This window comes from Streptomyces sp. PR69, assembly GCF_026420845.1.
Taxonomy (GTDB): Bacteria; Actinomycetota; Actinomycetes; order Streptomycetales; family Streptomycetaceae; genus Streptomyces.
In genome coordinates this window covers 84,122-105,128 of the sequence record NZ_JAOWCB010000018.1, presented here as the reverse complement: position 1 = coordinate 105,128, position 21,007 = coordinate 84,122, and the positions used below count along the sequence as shown (strand labels likewise).

Sequence of the window (21,007 nt, the reverse complement as noted above, 5' to 3'; positions counted from 1 at the left end):
TCTCACTGCCGTGTCCCACACCGTCCCTGGGCGTTCCGCCGTTCCGCCACGCGTTCCAGGCAGTTGGCGTTTCCGCAGGCCAGAGTACGCGCAGCCGTTCCAGGCGTACCGCACTGGGCGGCGGTCATTGCGCCGCGGCCGACCCGCCGCCCAGTCTGGAACCACCGAACGACACAGCCCCATCCGACTCATCAGAAACGGGGAAACACGCCCATGACCACGGCACGCAGCAACGCCCGCACCATCGCCCGTACCACCCTCGCCGCCGCCGTGAGCGCGGTCGTGGCCGGCACCCTCGCGGTGACCGTGGCGAGCGAGGTCCAGGCGCAGCCGCACCAGCCGCACCAGCCGCAGCAGCAGCCCGCGAAGCGCGCGGCGGCCGCTGCCCCCGGCTTCCTCGCCGCGAAGGACCTGCCGCCCGTCGAGGGCACGCCCTGGTACGCGGGCAAGGTCACCAAGGGCATGCCGGAGTCCCCGGTGCTCTGCCTGGAGGACGTCCTCCCGGCCAACGGCGCGACCTGGCACCGCACCTTCCGCACGGACCTCGACGCAGAAGCCCTCCAGGTCACCGTGGTGACGCCGAACGCCCGCGCCGCCGAGCGCCTCGCCACCGCGGCCAACAAGGCCGTCGCCGACTGCGCGGCCGACTGGCTGCGCGCCAACCCCGGCTCCACGGCGGCCTGGGACGACTACGGCCACCTCCCGGTCGAAGAGGGCGCCCACGCCTACGGCACCTACTTCGCCCGGCCGCAGGCCGGAATGAGCGTCAACCTCCACGGCATCGGCCGCGACGGCAACACGGTGACCTTCGTCGACTGGGGCCGCATGGGCACCCTGAAGGACGCCCCGGTCTCCGCCTTCAAGCAGACCACGACCACCGCGGTCAACAAGCTCCGCTGATCACTAGTCCCCTGGGAGCCCGGCCGAGGCCCGCCTGTACAACACAAGGTGACAGCGGGCCTCGACCAACAGCGCTCCGAATGGGGCGATTTGCCGCCGAGCGTGAAGTGATCTTCCTCACGTTGAATGCGGGAACCCTGTGAGCATCTTGTGGATCTCCTGTCCAAGTCGTAGAACGTCAGTTCTCTTGTTGGCTTGGTGGGGGGAAGCCTGTGCGCACTGCACGTCCGCTTGTTGTCGCCGTCGCTTTTGTGATGGCTGTACTGACCGGTTCCGAGCAGACCGTCCTGGCAGCCTCGCGAGGTTCCGGCGGTTCGGCCGTCGGGCGGATGGACGCCCCCGATCAGCGCTGGGGCTCCGCCGAAGGACGCGGGCACACGGCGTCCGGCGAGGCGACTCAAGCAGCTGCTGAAGGCGGGCGCAAGGGCGCACTGACCGCGCCGGGACAGTTGGCGGCTGAGCAGCCGACTCCCTCCCCGGACCTCGACGGCGGTGCCGCAAAGCTGCCTGACGTTCAGCACGTCGAGGAGACCCAGGCACCCGTCACGCCTGAGCCCCGGGGTTTTGAACCTGAAAGCAGCGAGGAGCTGAAGGACGCGCGTAAGGAGCGCGAACAGACCTTCCGGAACTCCGACGGCACCTATTGATCCGAAACGATAGATGTTGAGGGTCGTTGGTCCGTGCGTGAGTGAACTGGTGGGGGACGCGCGGCAGTTGTCGTCGTCGGCGCAGGAGGCCCTTCGGCTGCGGGCGGTGGCAGCGTTGGTGGCGGGCCGGACTCGCGAGGATGTCGCGGCGGTGTTCCAGGTCTCGCTCAAGGCGGTGGACAACTGGTGGGCGAAGTGGCTGGCAGGCGGGCGCGAGGCGCTTGTGGCCCAGCCGCGTGGACGCCGAGTCGGCGAGCACCAGGTTCTCGATGCGGTCGAGCAGCAGGCGCTCCGGCAGGCCGTGCTGGATCACCGCCCGTGTGACCTGGGGCTGGCCGGGCAGCTGTGGACGCGGGCCGGGGTGGGGGATCTGATCGCGAAGGTGTACCGGGTGCGGCTGACCGAGCAGGGCGTGGGCAAGTACCTGCGCCGCTGGGGCCTGACCTTCCAGCGGCCGGACAAGCGGGCCGTCGAGCAGGATGCCGAAGCGGTCCGCGTCTGGCGGGAGGAGACCTGGCCGGCGATCCGCGCGAAGGCGAGGGCCGAGGGCGCCGAGGTGCTTCGCCGACCAGGTCGGCATCCGCTCCGACCAGGTCACCGGCCGCACCTGGGGCGCCAAGGGGTGCACCCCCGTCGTGCGCCGCTCGGGGAACCGGTTCTCGGTGAACGCGATGTCCGCGATCAGCACGAAGGGCCGCATGCACTTCATGGTGTTCACCGAGACCTTCGACGCCGACGTGATGTGCCGCTTCCTGGACCGCCTCGCGGGCCACTTCGGCCACAAGGTCCGCCTCGTGGTGGTCGGCCACTTCGCGCACCGCTCCCGCAAGGTCCGAGCCTGGCTCGCCGAACACCCCGACCGGATCGAGCTGCACTTCCTGCCGTCGTACTCGCCCGAGCTCAACCCCGACGAACTGGTCAACGCCGACCTCAAACGGAGCCTGCCGATGCACAGCCGGGCCCGCGACCAGGCCCAACTCGCCACCGAGACCCGCCGGCTCCTCCACCGCCGCCAACGCCAACCACACATCGTCCGCGGCTACTTCGGCGGCCCGCACGTCGGCTACATCCTCGAATAGAACCCTTTGAGTTTCGGATCAATACACCACGCGTTTCTACACCGAACCGGTGAACTTCCATGACGGCAAGGGGAGCTGGCAGCCGATAGACACGGCTCTCGTCAGAGCCGAGCCCGAGGGGCCGCGGACGATGACCGGTCCCAGCGAGACATGGGAGACGGATCATATAGCAGCGATTAATTCGATACCTGGCTACTGGTCGCCGAAGGGGGGTGTTTCACCAGGTAAGGAGATGGTGGTAGGTCCGAGCGGGAAGGTGGATTCCCTTGAAATCGTAGCTGAAAGCATCAAGGGGAGGCACATACGGGACATCAGTGGCACGCCCTATGCCTACAGCGGCAAAGTTGCGGGTCACCTTCCGGACACCACGTGGTCCGGTAAGCAAGAGCCCTTCTGTTGGCACCAGCAGGACGGTTCAGTCAACTCGAAGGTGGGTCGCTGGGCTCTTAAGTATGAGGTGGGGTATAGGCCTACCGCGTTCTACTATGCGGGCGTGGATGGAGCGCCTGAGACGTATGTGACAGAACGTGTCGTGGGATCGGTAACTCGAGGGGAGTACGGCATATGTCGAATAACTCGTCCATAGGGTCGGAAGGAGTTGTGGACTTGCTCAGGCTGGTGCGAGACTTGGCTGTCGATAGGGTCAGTCGCTATTTTTCAGAAGATCCCGTTGGGGTGTCTGCGATCCCCCGGATCTATCCGCCTGCGAAACACGAGGAGTTGGTGGCGCTGGAGCAGCGATCCGGGCAGCTAATTGAGGCGACCTACAGAGATTTCCTTTCGTTGACGGATGGCATGGACGGATTCCACCTGGACATGTCCGTATTGGGGTGCAAGGACATTGAAGGAGGGGTACTGGCGAAATTGGCTGCACGGTTCCTGCAGGGTGTTCGTGAGGATGTGACGACCGAGGATGTAGGACTGCCGGCAGAGATCGGTTTGTTCCCGATCGCCGTCAATGGTGATTGCTCCAGGGCGATCTTCATGATTGATGCGCCCGATATTCTTCCGGAGCGGATTTGGTGGGTTGGCGAGGGGGATAGCATGTTCTTCGGAACGTTCGCCGATCTGCTTTCCTATGCGCTTGATCGGCTGTCCTATAATCCACGCGAAACGGTTGACTGAGTGGGGTGCGTTCATGTGGAGTCTTCTGCCGCCAGTTTCCGATTTGAAGCAGCCGAGCCTGCGCCAGCGCGAGTTGATCCGGCATCGGTGCTCATGCAGGAGCCAGGCAACGTGCTCCACGAGCTCGTAGGGCACGTCGAGCGTGGCAGGATACGGAACCAGCAGGGCGCCCTCTGGTCGCCGGTGTGATGAGTGAAATCACCACGCCAACGACGAGGGGCCCTGCCGGTCACCACCGCTTCTGACTAGCCCATTTCACCTCACGGAACAGGATGAAGGAGACTCAGCGGAGATGGTCACCAGCCGGAGGGGGATGGGTGTGGCGTGAATGGGGGTGCGTTTCAGGAGCTGCGGGATCTTATGCCGCCTCATGAGAATGCAGGGGATGAAGTTGATTGGCCTGCTGCCGCTGTAGAGGTCGGTCTCCTATTCCCGGAAGATTATCGAGAGTTTGTCGCTGTATACGGGTCTGGGGCCATTAGTGGCAGCATTACCGTGGCGATTCCGCCCCCAAATGCTCCGGAATCGTTTACCGTTGATCGATTGCCTCACGATACGCGAACCTCTCCCGCGATGCAGAACTGGCAAGATCCGAATTTGGGAGGTAGGTACAGCCTCGACAAAATGCTGGTATGGGGGCAGACTGCGGGAGCAGATGCTCTGTGCTGGCTGACATCGGCTGCTTCGCCGGAAGATTGGCCAGTCGCCGTGTGGGCTCGTCACGGTGCCGGCCTTGACCCATGGACGGGTAAGATCGATTCGATTGCCGGAATGGAATTCGATTAACGCAGGCTCGCGAAGGCCTGCACGGTCTGTAGGGGATGGCTGACGTGTCCGTGATGGATGACCTGCAAAGGATTCTGGGCCCCTCGCCCTTTGGTGAGACCCGCTCCATAGAGCGGGCATGCCGCTCGTTGTGTGTTGATCTGTCGCGCGACGACGGGGAGATCCTTGGGCTGTACGGGGATCTTCTAATATCCGACTTCCTCTTTCTCTACGGTCCGCGATTTGCCGTTGAGAAGGGAGTTTGGATGAGTGAATTTTTGCGAGACGGGCACCCGATAATCCCGTCCGCTGTGCTGCCGGATCGAGGAGGTATGTTTCTGTTCGGTCACACCATCGAAGGTGACAAACTGTTCCTGCGGCAGAGCGGTGGGGACTGGTTGGTGTCGGCGTTCAGAAGGAACTGGGCGGATTGGTGTGATTTTGATATGCCAATGCCCGAGTGGCTGGTCGGCGTATTCAAGGGAGACGTGGCCACCGACTGGATGCCTGAGTGGCCTGAGCGTCACTGGTTTGAATAGCGGATGACCACGGCGACACGCAGGGCCACGGCGTGGTGCTCGAGTTCGGTGAGCTCGATGAGGCCGGGGGAGAGCCGCTCGCGGCAGTCGGCCCACCAGCCGCGGGCGCGGTTGCCCGTCATCGCGGCCAGAGCGTCGATGTACTGCTCGTTGGTGCATGTGTAGTTGCGGGCCAGGGCGCGCACGCGATCTGCGCTCACGGCGTATCGGCCGGCCTCAATAGTGCTGATCCGGGCCTGCGGGCCGCCCAGCAGGGCGGCGGCTGCGGTTGATGTCAGTCCGGCGCGTTCGCGGAGTTTGCGCAGGGCCGGATGTGTCTCCGTTGCGTGACACGAGCCGGTGCATGACCCTCCCTTCCTCGGGGGAGGGCTGCTACCTTCCCGCCGAACAAGCGTGAGGTCGAGGTCCGCGCTCGGCTGGTCCGCACTGGGTCGGCTGCCTCGTACGCGCGACGCGTCGCCCTGTCGACAGCAGGGTGTTCCCTCGTCCCGCATGGGAGTTCAGCGATGCATCTTTCCCGACGCGCTCTGCTGAGCACCGCTGCCGCTGCCGCCGCCACGGCGGTGGTCGTCCCGCAGGCGGCAGCCGGCACACGACCGCCGGCCCTCTCGGAGGGCGTGCGGCACATTCCGCTGGAGGGCGCGGTCAATGTCCGCGATCTGGGCGGCTACCGGACATACGACGGTGAGCGGGTGCGGTACGGCAGGGTGTTCCGCGCCGACGAGCTCGGCAAGCTGACCGAGGCCGATGTCCGCACCGTGGCCGGGCTGGACCTGGCGCGGGTGGTGGACTTCCGGGTGCCGTTCGAAGTGGGCCAGAACGGTCCTGACCGGCTGCCCCCTGGCCTGACCCCGGTGGCCAGGCCCGTCAGCGATCTGGGGCTCTTCGCCCAGCTGCTGTCGGTGATCGGCTCCGCGGACCCGGTGCGGCAGGAGGAGGCGCTCGGCGGCGGGCGCGGTGAGGAGCTGATGCGCGCGATCTATCGGGCGTTCGTCACCGATCAGGACAACCGCGCGCGGTTCGCCGAGACCCTGCGCGATCTGTCGGGCGAGGTGCGCGGGCCGCTGCTGTACCACTGCACGTCGGGCAAGGACCGCACGGGCTGGACCAGTTATGTCCTGCTCCGCGCCCTGGGCGTTCCGGAGGCGTCGGCCCGGCAGGACTTCCTGCTCTCCAATGTCTTCCGCGCGGAGGCGGACCGGCGCACCCGCGAGGCGGTGCGGGAGCGCGGTCTCATGGAGAACCCGGATCTGCTGATCCCGGTCCAGGAGGTGCGCTCCAGTTACCTCGACGCGGCGCTCGATGAGGCCGAGCGGGACTACGGGGGCCTGTTCGGCTATCTCAGGGACGGCCTCTCGCTGAGCGCCTGGACCCTGCTCGGCCTCCGCTTCCGGCTGGTGAGCTGACCGACGGCGAAGGGGCGCTGCCCCGGGCTCGTACGGCCCGGAACAGCGCCCTGTGCGCTCACGCCGTCAGCAGCTTTCAGAAGCTGTCAGAAGGTGAGCTTGAAGCTGTTGATGTAGCCCGTGTCGTACCGCGCCACATCCTGCACCCGCAGCTTCCAGGTGCCGTTGGCCGTCTCGCTGGAGGCGTTGACCGTGTACGTCTCCCTGACGTCGTCCGCGGAGTCGCCGCCGCTGGCGTTCTTCAGCCGGTAGGTGCTGCCGTCCGGGGCCACCAGGTCGATGACCAGGTCGCCGCGCCAGGTGTGCACGATGTCCACGCCGACCTTCAGCGCCGAGGGGGCGTTGCCGCTGCGGTCGGAGACGGTGATCGAGGAGGTGACGGCCGCGCCGTAGTCCGGGATGGAGACATCGGTCGTGTTCTCGTAGACGTCGCCGCCGGGCTCGCCGGGGTCTCCGGGCCGGTCGCCGACGTTGACGCCCGCCCAGGCGTGGGCGACGGCCTTCGCCTCGGCGCTGTCGGCGCCGTACAGCTCGTTCGCCACGGCGAGCGTTCCCTCGCGCGCCCCGTGGTAGTTCGTACGGGAGTTGAACTTCTGGGTGAGCGCCTTGTACCAGATCAGCGCGGCCTTGTCGCGGCCGATGCCGGTGACGGGCAGCCCGTCGGAGGTCGGGGAGTCGTAGTCGACGTCGTTGATCGTCTTCGGGCCGCTGCCTTCGGAGAGCAGATAGAACCAGTGGTTCGCGGGTCCGGACGAGTAGTGGACGTCGACGTTGCCGATGCCCGAGTACCAGTAGTCCTTGGACGCGCCGTCCCTGCTGGGCCTGTCCATATAGCGCAGCGGGGTGCCGTTGCCGCGGATGTCGATCTTCTCGCCGACCAGGTAGTCGCCCTTGTCCTGGGCGTTGTTCGCGTAGAACTCGACGGCCGCGGCGAAGATGTCGCTGGTCGCCTCGTTCAGCCCGCCGGACTCGCCGCTGTAGATCAGGCCCGCGGTGTAGGAGGTGACGCCGTGGGTCATCTCGTGTGCGGCGACGTCGATGGAGGTGAGCGGCTTGGCATTGCCGGAGCCGTCGCCGTACGTCATGCAGAAGCAGCTGTCCTGCCAGAAGGCGTTGACGTAGTTGTTGCCGTAGTGGACGCGTGAGTACGCGCCGACGCCGTCGCCGCGGATGCCGCTGCGGCCGTACACGTTCTTGTAGTAGTCCCAGGTGACGCCCGCGCCGTAGTGCGCGTCCGCGCCCGCGGTCTCCATGTTCTGCGGGGTGCCGTCGCCCCAGATGTCGTCCGGCCCGGAGAAGAGGGTGCCGCGGCCGGAGGTGCCGCGGTTGAGGTTGTACGTCTTGTGGTCGCCGCGGCCGGTGTCGGTCAGCGTGTACGACGGGGCCGTGCCCAGGGTGACCTGGCCGCTGTACTGGGTGTTGCCGGTGCCGTTGTGGACGGCCTGCCACGCGAAGAGCTTCTCGCCCGTGGCGGCGTCGGTGACGACGTGCAGCTCGTTCGGGGTGCCGTCGTGCTGCAGGCCGCCGACGACGGTCTCATACGCGAGCGTCGGCTCGCCCTGGCCGCCCATCCAGATCACCTTGCGCGGGGCGCGTTCGGCCTTGGCCGCTTTGGAGCCCTCGGCCTTGGCGGCGGACACGGCCTGCTTCTCGGCCGCGGAGGGCGAGACGCGGGCGGCCCTGGTGTCGATGCTGCGGAGGGCTGCCTGTGAGGCGCGGACGACCGACTCCGTCGTCCCCGCCCGGTTCTCCGCGACCACCAGATCGCCGCCGAGGACGGGCAGTCCGTCATAGGTGCGCTCATAGCGGGTGTGCGTGGTGCCGTCGCGGTCCTGGACGACGTCGCGGACGAGGAGCTTCTCCTTGGCGGACAGGCCGAGCTCCCTGGCCGTGGCGGCCCTGGCGGCATTGGCCTCGCGTATCAGCTCGGCGCGCTGAGCCGGGGTCAGATCGGCGGGCAGGGCGCCGGGGTCGGCGCCTTTCGCAGCCTGGGCGCGGGGTGCGGCGTCAGCAGTCTCCGCGGCAGAGCTGCTGGTCTGGAAGCCGACCGCGAGGAGGGCGGCGGTTGCGATGAGTGCTCCGGCCGCGGTGGCGCGCCGGCGGGGCGTGGGTCTCACGCGGACTCCTTCTGCGATGGGGGGTACCGGCCCGATGGGTGGGCGGACCGGGCAGAACGCTGGTGCGTGGACGTGCCGTGGGAAGTGCTGAGATGAGTCGTGGACGTGGGGGAAGGGTGGCAGCCGCGCGCCCCGTCTGTCAGGACCGCGTCAAATACTTGGCCGAAACTCGTCCGTTGGCTGCATGGTCGTGTTCGTTAACCGGACGTTTCCTCAGGCGGCCGTGGTTTACGGCGATATGACGGCGGGGCCCGCCGTGGTGCACGGCGGGCCCCGCTCTCAGTCGATCACGGTCAGTTGTAGGGCTTGAACAGCTCCGTGAGGCATACACCCAGCTCGTCGCAGGGGCCGTCCAGCCCGCGCGAGCGCCGTTGAACATCGCGTCCGGGCGCGCAGTCCAGGTCCACAGCTTCACCGCGCCGTCCGACTGGTGGTTCAGGATGGCGAGGTCATCGCGGCTGTCGCCGCTGAAGTCGCCCGTGACGAACTTCATGTACTTCGCTTCCCAGGCGCCGACCGCGGCCGCGAACGACTTCTTCGGCGCGCTGATCCGCCCCCGCCGGTGCGGGGCGTGGACGTATTCGTTTCAAAGTCAGTGTTTCCTTAGCGCAATTGGCTGACAGAAGGCGCCAGAAAGACGGCGGAGGCCCGCATCGGGACTCCGCCGAAAGGGCGTCAGAAGATGACGAAAGACGTCAAAAGACGATGTCCGGAAAAGCTGCCCTGTGGAATGATCCGCTCCGGATCACGAGCTCACCACGCTCTCCCGCCACGCCCGGTGCAGCCCCGCGAACCGGCCCTCGCCCGCGATCAGGCGGGACGGTTCGCCGTCCTCCACCACCCGGCCGTGCTCCATCACCAGCACCCGGTCGGCGATCTCCACCGTGGACAGCCGGTGGGCGATCACCACCGCCGTACGGCCGTGCAGCACCGTGTCCATGGCGCGCTGCACCGCACGCTCACCGGGGATGTCCAGCGAGCTGGTCGCCTCGTCCAGGATCAGCACCGCCGGATCGGCGAGCAGCGCCCTGGCGAAGGCCACCAGCTGGCGCTGGCCCGCGGAGATGCGGCCGCCCCGCTTGCGTACGTCCGTGTCGTAGCCGTCCGGGAGGCTCATGATGAAGTCGTGCGCGCCGATGGCCTTCGCCGCCTGCTCGATCTCCGCGCGGGTGGCGTCCGGCCGGCCGATCGCGATGTTGTCGGCGACCGTCCCGGAGAACAGAAACGCCTCCTGGGTGACCATCACGACCCCGCGCCGCAGCTCCGGAACCGCCAGCTCGCGCAGATCGACTCCGTCGAGCAGCACCCGCCCCTCGGTCGGGTCGTAGAACCGGGCCAGCAGCTTCGCCAGCGTGGACTTGCCCGCGCCCGTCGAGCCGACGACGGCGACCGTCTGCCCGGCCGGGATCGTCAGATCGAAGCGGGGCAGCACCTCGCCGCCCGTACGGTAGGCGAACCGCACGCCTTCGAAGACCACCGCGCGTCCCGGCTCGCCGCCCCCGAGCGGCGGCAGCTCGCGCGGGGCGGCAGGCTCCGGAACCGTCGGCGTCTGGGCCAGCAGGCCGGCGATCTTCTCCAGCGAGGCGGCTGCCGACTCATAGGAGTTCAGGAACATCCCGAGCCGGTCGATCGGGTCGTACAGCCGCCGCAGATACAGCACGGAGGCGGCCAGCACGCCCAGCGCCAGCGTCCCGTCGGCGACCCGGTACGCACCCCACAGCACCATCCCCGCCACGGCGACATTGGCGATCAGCCGGGAGCCGACCACATAGCGCGCCATCTCCAGGATCGCGTCGCCGTTGCTCCGCTCATGGCGGTGGTTGAGCCGCTCGAAGTGCGCGTCGTTGGCCTGCTCGCGGCGGAAGGCGCGCACCGGGCGGATGCCGTTCATGGTCTCCGCGAACTTCACGATGACGGCGGCGATCGCGGTCGAGCGCACGCTGAACACCCGCCCGGCCCGGCGTCGGTAGAGGCGGATGAGCAGATACAGCGGCGCGAACGAGGCGACGGCGAGCCCCCCGATCCCCAGGTCGAGCCAGAGCAGCAGCACCGTGATGTACAGGGTGGCGAGAACCACGCCGATGAGCTCCTGCAGGCCCTCGCTGAGCAGTTCGCGCAGCGACTCCACGTCCGTGGTGGAGCGGGAGATCAGCCGGCCCGAGGTGTAGCGCTCGTGGAAGTCCACGGACAGGGCCTGGGAGTGGCGGAAGATGCGGCCCCGCAGATCGAGCAGCGCGTCCTGGTTGACATGCGCGGCCGCCCGGATGAACGCGTACTGGAAGACGCCCGCGCCGGCCGCGCACACCGCGTAGCCGACGGCCACCGTGATCAGCGGGCCGTAGTCATGGGCCTGGTACGCGGGCACGCCGCGGTCGATGGCGTACGCGACGAGCAGCGGCCCCGCCTGGGCGGCGGCTTGCTGGAGCAGCAGGAACAGCGCGGCGACCGCGACGAGCCCGCGGCGCGGCGCGAGCAGGGACCGCAGCAGGGCCCCGGTCGCCCCCTTGGGCGCGGGCAGCGCGTCCCGGCTGAACGGATCGCCGGAGTCACCGCGGGAGTCAGCGCCGGAGTCAGCGCCGGACTCAGTGCCCGCGGCACCGGCTGTGCCGGCTGCTGCCGGAGTGGGGACGCCCTCTTCGCGCCCCTGCGCGGAAGACGCAAGTGCAGTGGCGGCGGGCTCGCGGGCCGCGGGCGCAGCCTGCCCCGCCGCGCCGCGCGGCCGGGTCGCCGCGGCGGCGTCATGCCCGCCCGGAACGGCCTCGCCCCGGGCTTCCCCGCCGCCCGGAGGCTGCCCGGAGCCCGCCGCGGGCTCGTCCCCGGGGGCGGAGGGCCGGCTTGTCGTACTGCTGGTCATCGGCTGCCGCCCTTCTGCGCGCCCGTGCCTGCTTTCTGCCCTGACACCGGTTCCGGTCCCGACACCGGCTGCGGTCCCGACAGCGGCTGCGGTCCCGACACCGGCTGCGGTCCCGACATCGGTTCCGGCTGCGGCCCCGATGGCGGCCCCGGTTCGGAGACCGGTCCTTCCGGGGCCGGGCCCCGGCCCCGGCCCCGGTCCGGCCCGGGGCCCGTCTCCCGTCCCGACATCAGCCATGCGTACTCCTTGTTCGTACGCAGCAGTTCCTGGTGCGTCCCCACCGCCGCGATGCGCCCGCCCGACAGCAGCGCCACCCGGTCGGCGAGCATCACGGTCGACGGGCGGTGCGCCACGACCAGTGCCGTCGTGTCCTGGAGCACCCGGCGCAGGGCGGCCTCCACCAGCGCCTCGGTGTGGACGTCCAGCGCGGACAGCGGGTCGTCGAGGATGAGGAAGCGGGGACGCCCGACCACCGCTCGCGCCAGCGCCAGCCGTTGCCGCTGGCCGCCGGAGAGGCTCAGGCCCTGCTCGCCGACCTGGGTGTCGACACCTTCGGGCAAGGTGTGCGCGAAGCCGGCGTGCGCCACGTCCAGTGCGCGGGCCAGCGCGTCCGCCCCGGCGTCCGCCGCGCCCATCAGCACATTCTCGGCGACGCTCGCCGAGAACAGCGTCGGCTCCTCGAACGCCACCGACACCAGCTCCCGCAGCCGTGCGCGCCGCATCGCCGCGATGTCCTCTCCGTCCAGGAGAATGCGTCCGGCGGTCACCTCGTGAAGGCGCGGTACGAGGGCGGTCAGCGTGGTCTTTCCGGAACCGGTCCCGCCGACCAGCGCCATCGTCTCGCCGGGACGGATCCGCAGGTCGACGCCTTCCAGCACCGGCGCGGACGCCGGGTCGGCATCCGGATAGCGGAACCACACCCCCTCGAACACCAGCCCGCCGCCTGCCCCGTCCCCTGCCCCGCCCTCTGCCATGCCGCCTGCCCGGGCGCCGTCTGCCGCCGGGGCGGACACCTCGCGCGACTCCGGTTCCGCGTCCAGGACTTCGAAGTACCGCTCCGTCGCCGTCGCCGCCTCCTGGCTCATCGCGATCAGGAAGCCGATCGACTCCACGGGCCAGCGCAGCGCCAGCGCCGTGGACAGAAACGCCACCAGCGTGCCCGCCGACAGCCCGCCGTCCGCGACCTGCACCGTGCCCAGCACCAGCGCCGCGCCGATGGCCAGTTCGGGAATGATCGTGATCAGCGCCCAGATGCCCGCCAGCAGCCGCGCCTTGAGCAACTCCGTGCCGCGCAGCCGCCCCGCCAGCGCCTGGAAGGCGCGCGCCTGGCTGCGGTGCCGTCCGAAGCCCTTGACGATCCGGATGCCCAGCACGCTCTCCTCGACGACCGTCGTCAGATCGCCGGCCTGGTCCTGGGCGCGCCGCGCCGCCAGTGCGTACCGGGATTCGAACAGCGAGCAGATGACCATCAATGGGACGACCGGGGCCAGCAGCACCAGCCCCAGGGCCCAGTCCTGCACCAGCAACAGCACCACGCCGACAAGGATCGTCACGCCGTTGACCAGCAGGAACGTCAATGGGAAGGCCAGGAACAGCCGGATCTCCATCAGATCCGTCGTACCGCGCGAGAGCAACTGGCCGGAGGCCCAGCGGTCATGGAAGGCGATCGGCAGCCGCTGCAGATGCCGGTACAGATCGGCGCGCAGCGCCGCCTCGACTCCGGCCAGCGGCCGCGCCACCAGCCAACGCCGCAGCCCGAAGAGCACCGCCTCCGCGATCCCGAGCACCAGCAGGAGCAGCGCCCCGAACCACACCCCGCCGGGGTCGCCGCCGGCCACCGGTCCGTCCACGATCCACTTCAGCACGAGCGGGAAGACCAGGCTCAGGCACGAGGCCACGACGGCGATGACGGCCGCGGTGAACCACCGCGCGCGGACCGGCCGAACGTACGGCCACAGCCGCAGCAGGGTGCGTACGGCGGACCGCCCGGCCGGGGCGTCCGCGGACGGAGTGTCGGCGGACGGCGCGTCGGGGACTGGGGAATCGGGGACCAGGGAATCGGCGGGCGCAGAGTCAGTCGGCATCAGGTGTGAGCGTACGGTTCACCACTGACATCCCTCACATGGTTTTCCGGCGGCCACGCTGGCCCAAGGCGGTTTTACGGGCAGTTGTACGAGCCGTTCGCCGCGGCATCATCCGATCGGCTGATCCCGCGTCGAGCGCTCTGGCTGATACCGGCCGCCCCCGCTCCGCGCCACCCTCGGCCACATGGCAATCATCGAAGTGGAGGCCCGCAGAGCTGTTCATCAGCGAGGCGACGGTCAAGACTCATCTGACCCATATCTTCGCCAAGCTGGGGGCGAAGGACCGGGCGGCGGCCGTGGCCGCGGCCTATGGGCGGGGCATCCTCGGCGTCTCCCGGGAACCGGAGGCCTGAGACACACCGCCGGACGCGCCTCCCCGCCCCGCCCTCCGCGCCAGCGCCCCGCCCTCCGTGCCCGCGCCTGCTCTCCGCGCCGCACCCCGCGACCTCTGCGATCGCTTACGTCCGCTTGCGACTGCTTACGACCGCACCCGCAGCAGCAGCACCGATCGCCCTGGCGCCTCGATGGTCGCCCCGCCCGGGTGCACTGTGCCCGGCGCCCGTGCCTGGTCTTCCCGCGAGGTGTCCACGATCAGTTCATACGACTGCGCCCACGGCGGCCCCGGCAGCAGGAAGCCGAGCGGCTGCTCTCCGGCGTGCAGGACCGTCAGGAAGCTGTCGTCCGTCACCTGGGCGCCGCGTGCGTCACGGCCGGGGATGTCGCGGCCGGAGAGATACAGCGCGAGCGACGACGACGGCGCGTACCAGTCGTGCTCGGTCATCTCCGTGCCGCGCGGGGTGAACCAGGCCAGATCACGCAGCCCGTCGGGCGCCTGCGGCCGGCCGGTGAAGAAGGCGCGGCGGCGCAGCACCGGGTGGGCGTGGCGCAGGGCGAGCAGCCTGCGGGTCAGCTCCAGCAGGCTCCGCGGGCCCGGCTGGCCGGGCAGCGACCAGTCCAGCCAGCTGATGGCGTTGTCCTGGCAGTACGCGTTGTTGTTGCCGCCCTGCGTACGGCCCATCTCATCGCCGGCGACGAGCATCGGCACGCCCGTCGACAGCAGCAGGGTGGTCAGCAGATTGCGCTGCTGCCGCCGGCGCAGCGCGTTGACGCGGGGGTCGTCGGTCTCGCCCTCGACGCCGCAGTTCCAGGAGCGGTTGTCGTGTGTGCCGTCGCGGTTGCCCTCTCCGTTCGCCTCGTTGTGCTTGTGCGCGTAGCTGACGAGGTCCCGCAGTGTGAAGCCGTCGTGCGCGGTGATGAAATTGATGGAGGCGTACGGCCGCCGCCCGCCCCAGGCGTACAGATCGCTGGACCCGGACAGCCGGTAGCCGAGATCGCGTACGTCGGGGAGGGCGCCGCGCCAGAAGTCCCGCACCGCGTCCCGGTAGCGGTCGTTCCACTCTGCCCACAGCGGTGGGAACGCCCCCACCTGATAGCCGCCGCTGCCGACGTCCCAGGGCTCCGCGATCAGTTTTACCCGCCGCAGCACCGGGTCCTGCGCGATCACCGCGAGGAACGGGGACAGCATGTCGACATCGTGCATGGAGCGGGCCAGCGCCGCCGCGAGGTCGAAGCGGAAGCCGTCCACACCCATCTCGGTGACCCAGTAGCGCAGCGAGTCGGTGATCAGCCGCAGGACGTGCGGCTGCACCACATGGAGCGTATTGCCGCACCCGGTGTAGTCCGCGTACCTGCGGGCGTCGGAGAACGGGAGACGGTAGTAGCCGCGGTTGTCGATGCCGCGCAGGGAGAGGGTGGGGCCGCGCTGATCGGCCTCCGCGGTGTGGTTGTAGACCACGTCGAGGATGACCTCGATGCCCGCGGCGTGCAGGGCCCGCACCATCCGCTTGAACTCCCCGACCTGCTGCCCGCGCGTGCCGCTCGCGGAGTACGCGGCGTGCGGGGCGAAATAGCCGATGGAGTTGTAGCCCCAGTAGTTCTTCAGACCGCGGCGCAGCAGATGGTCCTCGTGGGCGAACTGATGCACGGGCAGCAGCTCGACGGCCGTCACCCCGAGGGCCGTCAGATGGCCGATCGCGGCCGGGTGCGCCAGGCCCGCGTAGGTGCCGCGCAGCGGTTCCGGGATGCCGGGGCAGCGCCGGGTGAAGCCGCGCACATGCAGTTCGTAGATGACGGAGTCCGCCCAGGGCGTCTTGGGCCTGCGGTCGTCGGACCAGTCGTCGTCATCGTGGACGACGACCCCCTTGGGGACGTACGGAGCCGAGTCCCGCTCGTCGCGCACGGTGTCGGCGACATGCTGCTGCGGCCAGTCGCGCACATGCCCGTACACCTCGGCGGGCAGCGAGAACTCGCCGTCCACCGCGCGCGCGTAGGGGTCGAGGAGCAGCTTCGCCGGATTCCAGCGGGCCCCCGTCCATGGGTCCCAGCGGCCGTGCACCCGGTATCCGTACCGCTGGCCGGGGGCCACGCCCGGCACGAAGCCGTGCCACACCTCATGGGTCAGCTCGGTGAGCGGCAGCCTGGTCTCAGCGCCGTCGTCGTCGAAGAGACAGACCTCGACGGCCTCCGCGCCGCCCGACCACAGCGCGAAGTTCGTCCCCGCGACGCCGTCCGGCCCCGACCGGTAGCGCGCCCCGAGCGGCATGGGCGCTCCTGGCCATACGGCGTGCGCGGTCTGCCCGGCATGCGCGGCCGCGCGCCGCCGCGGCGTGGGCTCCGCGCGGGGCTCCCCGCTGGACCCCGCGCCGGGCTGCTCTTCGGACGGCTGCCCGGACGGCTGCCCGTACGGCTTTTCGGGTGCGTGCGGCGGCAGGCCCCCGGCCCGCTTCCGCTCCGGCTCCGCCCCCGGCGCCGTCTGCTGTTCGGCTGCGCTCGACACCTGGCCTCCCGCGGCTCATCGGGCCCGCGTGGCGGCAGCGCCGACGGCGTCCCGGCCGTCGCGTCCCACGTGCGGTCCTCCCACCTGTTCTGCCCGCGCGGCCTGCGTCCCAACATCGGCCGGGCGGCCCGCATGGACGTTTCCCCTGAAGGGGGCCTGTCGTTGGGGCGTACGTGAAATCCGTAATGAAGCGAACAAACCCGACAAGGCGGGCGGCGGCAGCCCTCATCGGCGGCCTCGCCCTCGCCCTGCTGACGGGATGCACCGCGGGCGCGCTCGACGTCATCGCCGGGAAGCCGGGGTCACCCGAAGAGACCATCCGCGTCACCCCTGAGGACGGGGCCAAGGGCGTACGCCCGGACGGCGAAGTGGAGGTGCGGCTGCCCAGCGGCCGGCTGGAGCGGGTCGCGGTGAAACAGATTGAGGGCGGCCGGCCCGTCGACATCCCCGGCGTCATCTCCGAGGACGGACTGCGCTGGACCCCGGACGAGGACGCCCGGCTGGAACTCGCCGCGAAATACAGCGTGGACGCGGTGGCGCTCGACGCCCACGGCCGTCGCACGGCCCGGCACACCACGTTCACCACCTACGTTCCCGAGCAGCGCTTCATCGGCTACGTCAAGCCCGAGAACCGCTCGACGGTCGGCACCGGAATGATCGTGTCCTTCTCCTTCAACCGCGCCATCGAGGACCGCGCCGCCGTGGAGCGGGCGATCCGCGTGACCGCCGTGCCGCCGGTCGAGGTCGTCGGACACTGGTTCGGCGGCAAGCGGCTCGACTTCCGCCCGCGCGCGTACTGGAAGCCGGGCACCAAGGTCACGGTCGATATGCGGCTGCGCGACATCGAGGCGACGCCCGGCGTGTACGGCATCCAGCACAAGAGGATCTCGTTTGCCGTCGGGCGCTCCCAGATCTCCCGCGTCGACGCGCGGGCGCACACGATGGAGGTGCGGCGCGACGGCGCACTGGTGGCGACCGTGCCGGTCACGGCGGGCGCGCCCAAGACCGCCACGTACAACGGGAAGATGGTGGTCACCGAGATGTACGACGTGACCAGGATGAACGGCGCGACGGTCGGCTTCACCGACGACGACGGCAAGGGCGAGTACGACATCAAGGACGTGCCGCACGCCATCCGGCTGACGGCCTCGGGGACGTTCCTGCACGGCAACTACTGGGCCGCGGCGGACGTCTTCGGCGCGGACAACGTCAGCCACGGCTGTGTGGGGCTGCGCGATGAGCAGGGCGGCAGCCCGGACGCCCCGGCCGGCTGGTTCTTCGACCGCACGCTCATCGGCGATGTCGTCGAGGTGGTCAACTCCAAGGACCGGCAGGTCGCGCCCGACAACGGCCTCGGCGGCTGGAATCTGGACTGGAAGGCGTGGAAGGAAGGTTCCGCCCTGCGCTGACGCCTTGCGCTGAGACCTTGCGTCGAGACCTGCGCTGAGAGCGGCCCTCTCATCTGAGCCCAGCGGACAAGTTGGGACTGAACGGTGACATTCGAGGGGAGTTGCCCCGAGCTCCGATGTGATTGTCTGTCGCCGTGCGCGCGTCAGGCGCGCGGGGTGCGGGCCTCGGCGATGCCAGGCCGTGCGAGGGGAGAGCACAGGAGTGAACGGGCAGCCGATATCGGGGGCGTCGGCCGGGGGTGCGGACGAAGAGCGGGCGAGAAGGCGGCGTCCACGGGGGCGGCGGCATGGACTGATCGCCCTCGCGGGGAGCGCGCTGCTGGTGCTGGCGGCGGCCTGCGGCGGCGGAGGCGGACCCTCCGGCAAGGGCAGCGGGGAGCAGGGCGGCAAGGAGGCCGGGAAGGTCGAGAACGCGGCCTCCCGCGCGGTGGTGACCATCGTCCCCGAGGACGGCGCGGAGGCCGTCGACACCAGCGGGACCCTGAAGGTGACCGCGAGCGGCGGCAGGCTGACCACGGTCAAGGTCCAGGACGACGAGGGCGTCGAGGTCGCCGGCACGATCTCCGCGGACGGTGCGAGCTGGCAGCCGGCCACCCATCTGGCGGGGGCCACCAAGTACCGCGTCCACGCCGTCGCCAAGGACGCCGGGGGCCGTGAGTCGGCAAAGGACACCACCTTCACCACACTCGTCCCCAAGAACACCTTCATCGGCCACTACACGCCCGAGGACGGCTCGACCGTGGGCGTCGGCATGCCGGTCTCCATCAACTTCACCCGCGGCATCACCGACCCCGAGGCCGTCGAGAAGGCCATCGAGGTCACCGCCGAGCCGTCCGTGCCGGTCGAGGGCCACTGGTTCGGCAACGACCGGCTCGACTTCCGCCCCGAGAAATACTGGGCCGCCGGCACCAAGGTGACGGTCAGGCTCAATCTGGACGGTGTGGAGGGACGGCCCGGCGTCTACGGCACGCAGGCCAAGTCCTTCTCGTTCACCATCGGCCGCAGCCAGATCTCCACTGTGGACGCCGCCGCCCACACCATGACCGTCGTACGGGACGGCAAAACCATCAAGACGGTGCCGATCACCGCCGGCGCGCCGTCGACCACGACCTACAACGGGCAGATGGTCATCAGCGAGAAGTACCGGGTCACCCGGATGAACGGGGCGACGGTCGGCTTCGGCGGGGAGTACGACATCAAGGACGTGCCGCACGCCATGCGCCTGTCGACCTCGGGGACTTTCATCCACGGAAACTACTGGGCCTCTGCAGGAACGTTCGGCTCGGCGAATGTCAGCCATGGCTGCGTCGGGCTGCGCGACGTCCGCGGCGGCTACGACGGGAACATGCCCGCCGCCTGGTTCTACAACAACTCCATCATCGGCGACGTGGTGATCGTGAAAAACTCCAAGGACAAGCAGATCCAGCCGGGCAACGGCCTCAACGGCTGGAACATGCCCTGGTCGGAGTGGGTCAAGTAACGCCTCCGCAGTGCGGGTCCGGCGCTGTGGGCAAGGGCGCCGGGCCCGCTGTCGTTAACGGCAGCTAACCTGCCCCGTATGACTGTGAATCTCGAGGTCTCCGAGGGCGTCGGCACCGTCCGCCTGGACCGTCCCCCGATGAACGCGCTGGACATCGCCACCCAGGACCGGCTGCGTGAGCTGGCCGAGGAGGCGGCCCGCCGCGAGGATGTGCGCGCCGTCGTGCTCTACGGCGGGGAGAAGGTGTTCGCGGCCGGCGCGGACATCAAGGAGATGCAGGCCATGGACCACACGGCCATGGTGCTCCGGTCCCGCGGGCTGCAGGAGGCGTTCACCGCCGTGGCCCGCATCCCCAAGCCCGTCGTCGCCGCCGTCACCGGCTATGCCCTCGGCGGCGGCTGCGAACTGGCGCTGTGCGCCGACTACCGGATCGCCGCGGACGACGCCAAGCTCGGCCAGCCGGAGATCCTGCTGGGGCTGATCCCCGGAGCGGGCGGCACCCAGCGGCTGTCCCGGCTGGTCGGCCCCTCGCGCGCCAAGGACCTGATCTTCACCGGCCGGATGGTGAAGGCCGCGGAGGCGCTGTCGATCGGTCTGGTCGACCGGGTCGTCCCGGCGGCCGAGGTGTACGAGCAGGCGCACGCCTGGGCGGCCGCGCTGGCGAAGGGCCCCGCGCTGGCGCTGCGCGCCGCCAAGGAGTGCGTCGACGCGGGCCTGGAGGCGGACATCGAGACGGGACTCGCCATCGAACGGAACTGGTTCGCGGGCCTGTTCGCCACCGAGGACCGCGAGCGCGGTATGCGCAGCTTCGTCGAAGACGGCCCGGGCAAGGCGAAGTTCAGCTGAGCTCCGCTGAGTGCTGCTGAACGCCGCCGCCGCGGCGTCAACCCTGTGCACACCTTAGCCGCGCCTTAAGGGGTCCTTAAGGCGCAGCGCGCCCACTGCATTCAGCGATCATGCGTAAGCGGGGCGTCAGCGCAGCTCGGAGTGGGTATGGGTACCCGCATGCGGCCACAGTCATATGCCGTGGGCTCCGCCTGGAACGGGCAATTCCGGGGGCCCTATTCCGGCGGAACGGCCACGGGGGCTGCCCGTTGCGGCCATCATGGGGGCATGGCGGGCCTGGAAGGTGTGGAACAGCCGCGGCAGCGCATGGGTGCGGTGGCCGCGAAGTGGGCGCCGACCGTGGAGGACGAACGGGCGCTCAAGGCGGCGGAGTTGTTCGGCAACCCCGCCGAGGAGGTGGTCCGGCTGCCGTCCCGCCCGGAGTCGGCCGCGACCGCGCGCCGGCTCGCGCAGGGTGTGGCGCAGCGTCAGTGGATGCTTCCCCCGCAGTGTTCCGAGAATGTGGTGCTCCTCGTCTCGGAGCTCGTCGGCAACGCGGTCCGGCACACCGGTGCGCGCATCTTCGGTCTGCGGATGCGGCGGCCGCGCCCCTGCTGGGTGAGGGTTGAGGTCCAGGACCCTTCGCGCGGGCTGCCGTGTCTGATGCCCGTGCAGCCGATGGACATCAGCGGCCGTGGGCTGTTCCTCGTCGACAAGCTCTCCGACCGGTGGGGCGTGGATCTGCTGCCGCGGGGCAAGACGACCTGGTTCGAGATGCGCGTCGCGGAGCGCTGAGGGGCTGGCGCACAGAAGCCCCCGCGTGCCGGGTTGGGGCGTCTTGGGGGCTTCTGTGAAAGCGTGCGTGGATCAAGGGGGTGTATCCGTCGCCGCTGAGACGACCTGGCCCGGGTCAATGGGGGTCGTGACATCGACTATGGCAG

General features: G+C 69.6%; 15 protein-coding genes and 3 pseudogenes. 12 read left to right on the top strand and 6 right to left on the bottom strand.

The features are described from left to right. The first annotated feature begins 213 nt into the window (after positions 1 to 213). The 4 genes and pseudogenes from OF819_RS18820 (at position 214) to OF819_RS18805 (ending at position 3,751) form a co-directional block, all read left to right on the top strand. A complete protein-coding gene (locus OF819_RS18820; RefSeq protein WP_267244729.1) occupies positions 214 to 900 on the top strand; it encodes a hypothetical protein in 687 nt (228 codons plus the stop codon). Positions 901 to 1,154: 254 nt separating this feature from the next. After that, the gene (locus OF819_RS18815) at positions 1,155 to 1,547 is read left to right on the top strand and encodes a hypothetical protein (protein ID WP_267244728.1); all 393 of its coding nucleotides are present in this window, start codon (positions 1,155 to 1,157) and stop codon (positions 1,545 to 1,547) included. Positions 1,548 to 1,560: 13 nt separating this feature from the next. After that, a pseudogene (locus tag OF819_RS18810) lies at positions 1,561 to 2,626 on the top strand (IS630 family transposase). Between the two features lie 600 nt (positions 2,627 to 3,226). After that, positions 3,227 to 3,751: an SMI1/KNR4 family protein gene (locus OF819_RS18805; protein ID WP_267244744.1), complete on the top strand. Its 525-nt coding sequence runs from the start codon at positions 3,227 to 3,229 to the stop codon at positions 3,749 to 3,751. A 45-nt stretch (positions 3,752 to 3,796) separates the two neighbouring features. Here OF819_RS18805 and OF819_RS18800 read toward each other — a convergent pair. Next, a pseudogene (locus OF819_RS18800) lies at positions 3,797 to 3,956 on the bottom strand (IS5/IS1182 family transposase); the annotation flags it as partial. Between the two features lie 155 nt (positions 3,957 to 4,111). Between OF819_RS18800 and OF819_RS29265 the strand changes: the two are divergent. Continuing rightward, complete coding sequence (locus OF819_RS29265; RefSeq protein ID WP_416370570.1) at positions 4,112 to 4,537, top strand: SMI1/KNR4 family protein; 426 nt, start codon at positions 4,112 to 4,114, stop codon at positions 4,535 to 4,537. Positions 4,538 to 4,572: 35 nt separating this feature from the next. Further along, entirely contained in the window at positions 4,573 to 5,055 is a 483-nt protein-coding gene (locus OF819_RS18795; protein WP_267244727.1) for a hypothetical protein, read from the top strand. Here OF819_RS18795 and OF819_RS29140 read toward each other — a convergent pair. Then, positions 5,040 to 5,549 (bottom strand): helix-turn-helix transcriptional regulator, encoded by a 510-nt coding sequence (locus tag OF819_RS29140; RefSeq protein ID WP_323748938.1) that lies wholly within the window; start codon positions 5,547 to 5,549, stop codon positions 5,040 to 5,042. The two genes, OF819_RS18795 and OF819_RS29140, sit on opposite strands and share 16 nt — an antisense overlap. Before the next feature lie 12 nt (positions 5,550 to 5,561). On the opposite strand from OF819_RS29140, the gene OF819_RS18785 reads away from it, so the two are divergent. Then, positions 5,562 to 6,461, top strand: coding sequence for a tyrosine-protein phosphatase (locus OF819_RS18785; protein WP_267244726.1), 900 nt, complete (start codon positions 5,562 to 5,564; stop codon positions 6,459 to 6,461). 86 nt (positions 6,462 to 6,547) lie between these two features. Here the strand turns inward: OF819_RS18785 and OF819_RS18780 are convergent, their stop codons facing one another. The 3 genes from OF819_RS18780 to OF819_RS18770 all read right to left on the bottom strand — a co-directional run bounded on the left by OF819_RS18780 (position 6,548) and on the right by OF819_RS18770 (position 13,516). Then, the gene (locus tag OF819_RS18780; protein ID WP_267244725.1) at positions 6,548 to 8,578 is read right to left on the bottom strand and encodes a M4 family metallopeptidase; all 2,031 of its coding nucleotides are present in this window, start codon (positions 8,576 to 8,578) and stop codon (positions 6,548 to 6,550) included. A 745-nt stretch (positions 8,579 to 9,323) separates the two neighbouring features. Continuing rightward, complete coding sequence (locus OF819_RS18775; protein WP_267244724.1) at positions 9,324 to 11,432, bottom strand: ABC transporter ATP-binding protein; 2,109 nt, start codon at positions 11,430 to 11,432, stop codon at positions 9,324 to 9,326. Next, the gene (locus OF819_RS18770) at positions 11,429 to 13,516 is read right to left on the bottom strand and encodes an ABC transporter transmembrane domain-containing protein (RefSeq protein ID WP_267244723.1); all 2,088 of its coding nucleotides are present in this window, start codon (positions 13,514 to 13,516) and stop codon (positions 11,429 to 11,431) included. The genes OF819_RS18775 and OF819_RS18770 overlap by 4 nt, the downstream gene beginning before the upstream one ends. 206 nt (positions 13,517 to 13,722) lie before the next feature. Here OF819_RS18770 and OF819_RS18765 point away from each other — a divergent pair. Next, a pseudogene (locus OF819_RS18765) lies at positions 13,723 to 13,869 on the top strand (LuxR C-terminal-related transcriptional regulator); the annotation flags it as partial. A 125-nt stretch (positions 13,870 to 13,994) separates the two neighbouring features. Here OF819_RS18765 and glgX read toward each other — a convergent pair. Further along, positions 13,995 to 16,118, bottom strand: a complete 2,124-nt coding sequence (gene glgX / locus OF819_RS18760) for a glycogen debranching protein GlgX (RefSeq protein WP_267244743.1) — start codon at positions 16,116 to 16,118, stop codon at positions 13,995 to 13,997. Positions 16,119 to 16,525: 407 nt separating this feature from the next. Between glgX and OF819_RS18755 the strand changes: the two genes are divergently transcribed. From OF819_RS18755 to OF819_RS18740, 4 genes are all read left to right on the top strand, one after another. After that, positions 16,526 to 17,761 (top strand): Ig-like domain-containing protein, encoded by a 1,236-nt coding sequence (locus OF819_RS18755; protein ID WP_416370569.1) that lies wholly within the window; start codon positions 16,526 to 16,528, stop codon positions 17,759 to 17,761. A gap of 202 nt (positions 17,762 to 17,963) precedes the next feature. Next, a complete protein-coding gene (locus tag OF819_RS18750; RefSeq protein WP_267244721.1) occupies positions 17,964 to 19,241 on the top strand; it encodes a L,D-transpeptidase in 1,278 nt (425 codons plus the stop codon). A 78-nt stretch (positions 19,242 to 19,319) separates the two neighbouring features. Next, on the top strand, positions 19,320 to 20,087 hold the full coding sequence (locus tag OF819_RS18745) for an enoyl-CoA hydratase/isomerase family protein (protein ID WP_267244720.1): 768 nt from the start codon (positions 19,320 to 19,322) through the stop codon (positions 20,085 to 20,087). A 267-nt stretch (positions 20,088 to 20,354) separates the two neighbouring features. Further along, positions 20,355 to 20,861: an ATP-binding protein gene (locus OF819_RS18740; protein WP_416370568.1), complete on the top strand. Its 507-nt coding sequence runs from the start codon at positions 20,355 to 20,357 to the stop codon at positions 20,859 to 20,861. The last annotated feature ends 146 nt before the right edge of the window (positions 20,862 to 21,007 follow it).

Excerpts from the sequence above, each read along its gene's own strand:
- OF819_RS18820 (WP_267244729.1), top strand. The coding sequence starts at position 214 with ATGACCACGGCACGCAGCAACGCCCGCACCATCGCCCGTACCACCCTC.
- OF819_RS18815 (WP_267244728.1), top strand. The coding sequence starts at position 1,155 with ATGGCTGTACTGACCGGTTCCGAGCAGACCGTCCTGGCAGCCTCGCGA.
- OF819_RS29265 (WP_416370570.1), top strand. The coding sequence starts at position 4,112 with ATGCCGCCTCATGAGAATGCAGGGGATGAAGTTGATTGGCCTGCTGCC.
- OF819_RS18795 (WP_267244727.1), top strand. The coding sequence starts at position 4,573 with ATGGCTGACGTGTCCGTGATGGATGACCTGCAAAGGATTCTGGGCCCC.
- OF819_RS29140 (WP_323748938.1), bottom strand. The coding sequence starts at position 5,549 with ATGCGGGACGAGGGAACACCCTGCTGTCGACAGGGCGACGCGTCGCGC.
- OF819_RS18785 (WP_267244726.1), top strand. The coding sequence starts at position 5,562 with ATGCATCTTTCCCGACGCGCTCTGCTGAGCACCGCTGCCGCTGCCGCC.
- OF819_RS18775 (WP_267244724.1), bottom strand. The coding sequence starts at position 11,432 with ATGACCAGCAGTACGACAAGCCGGCCCTCCGCCCCCGGGGACGAGCCC.
- OF819_RS18770 (WP_267244723.1), bottom strand. The coding sequence starts at position 13,516 with ATGCCGACTGACTCTGCGCCCGCCGATTCCCTGGTCCCCGATTCCCCA.
- glgX (WP_267244743.1), bottom strand. The coding sequence starts at position 16,118 with ATGCCGCTCGGGGCGCGCTACCGGTCGGGGCCGGACGGCGTCGCGGGG.
- OF819_RS18745 (WP_267244720.1), top strand. The coding sequence starts at position 19,320 with ATGACTGTGAATCTCGAGGTCTCCGAGGGCGTCGGCACCGTCCGCCTG.
- OF819_RS18740 (WP_416370568.1), top strand. The coding sequence starts at position 20,355 with ATGGCGGGCCTGGAAGGTGTGGAACAGCCGCGGCAGCGCATGGGTGCG.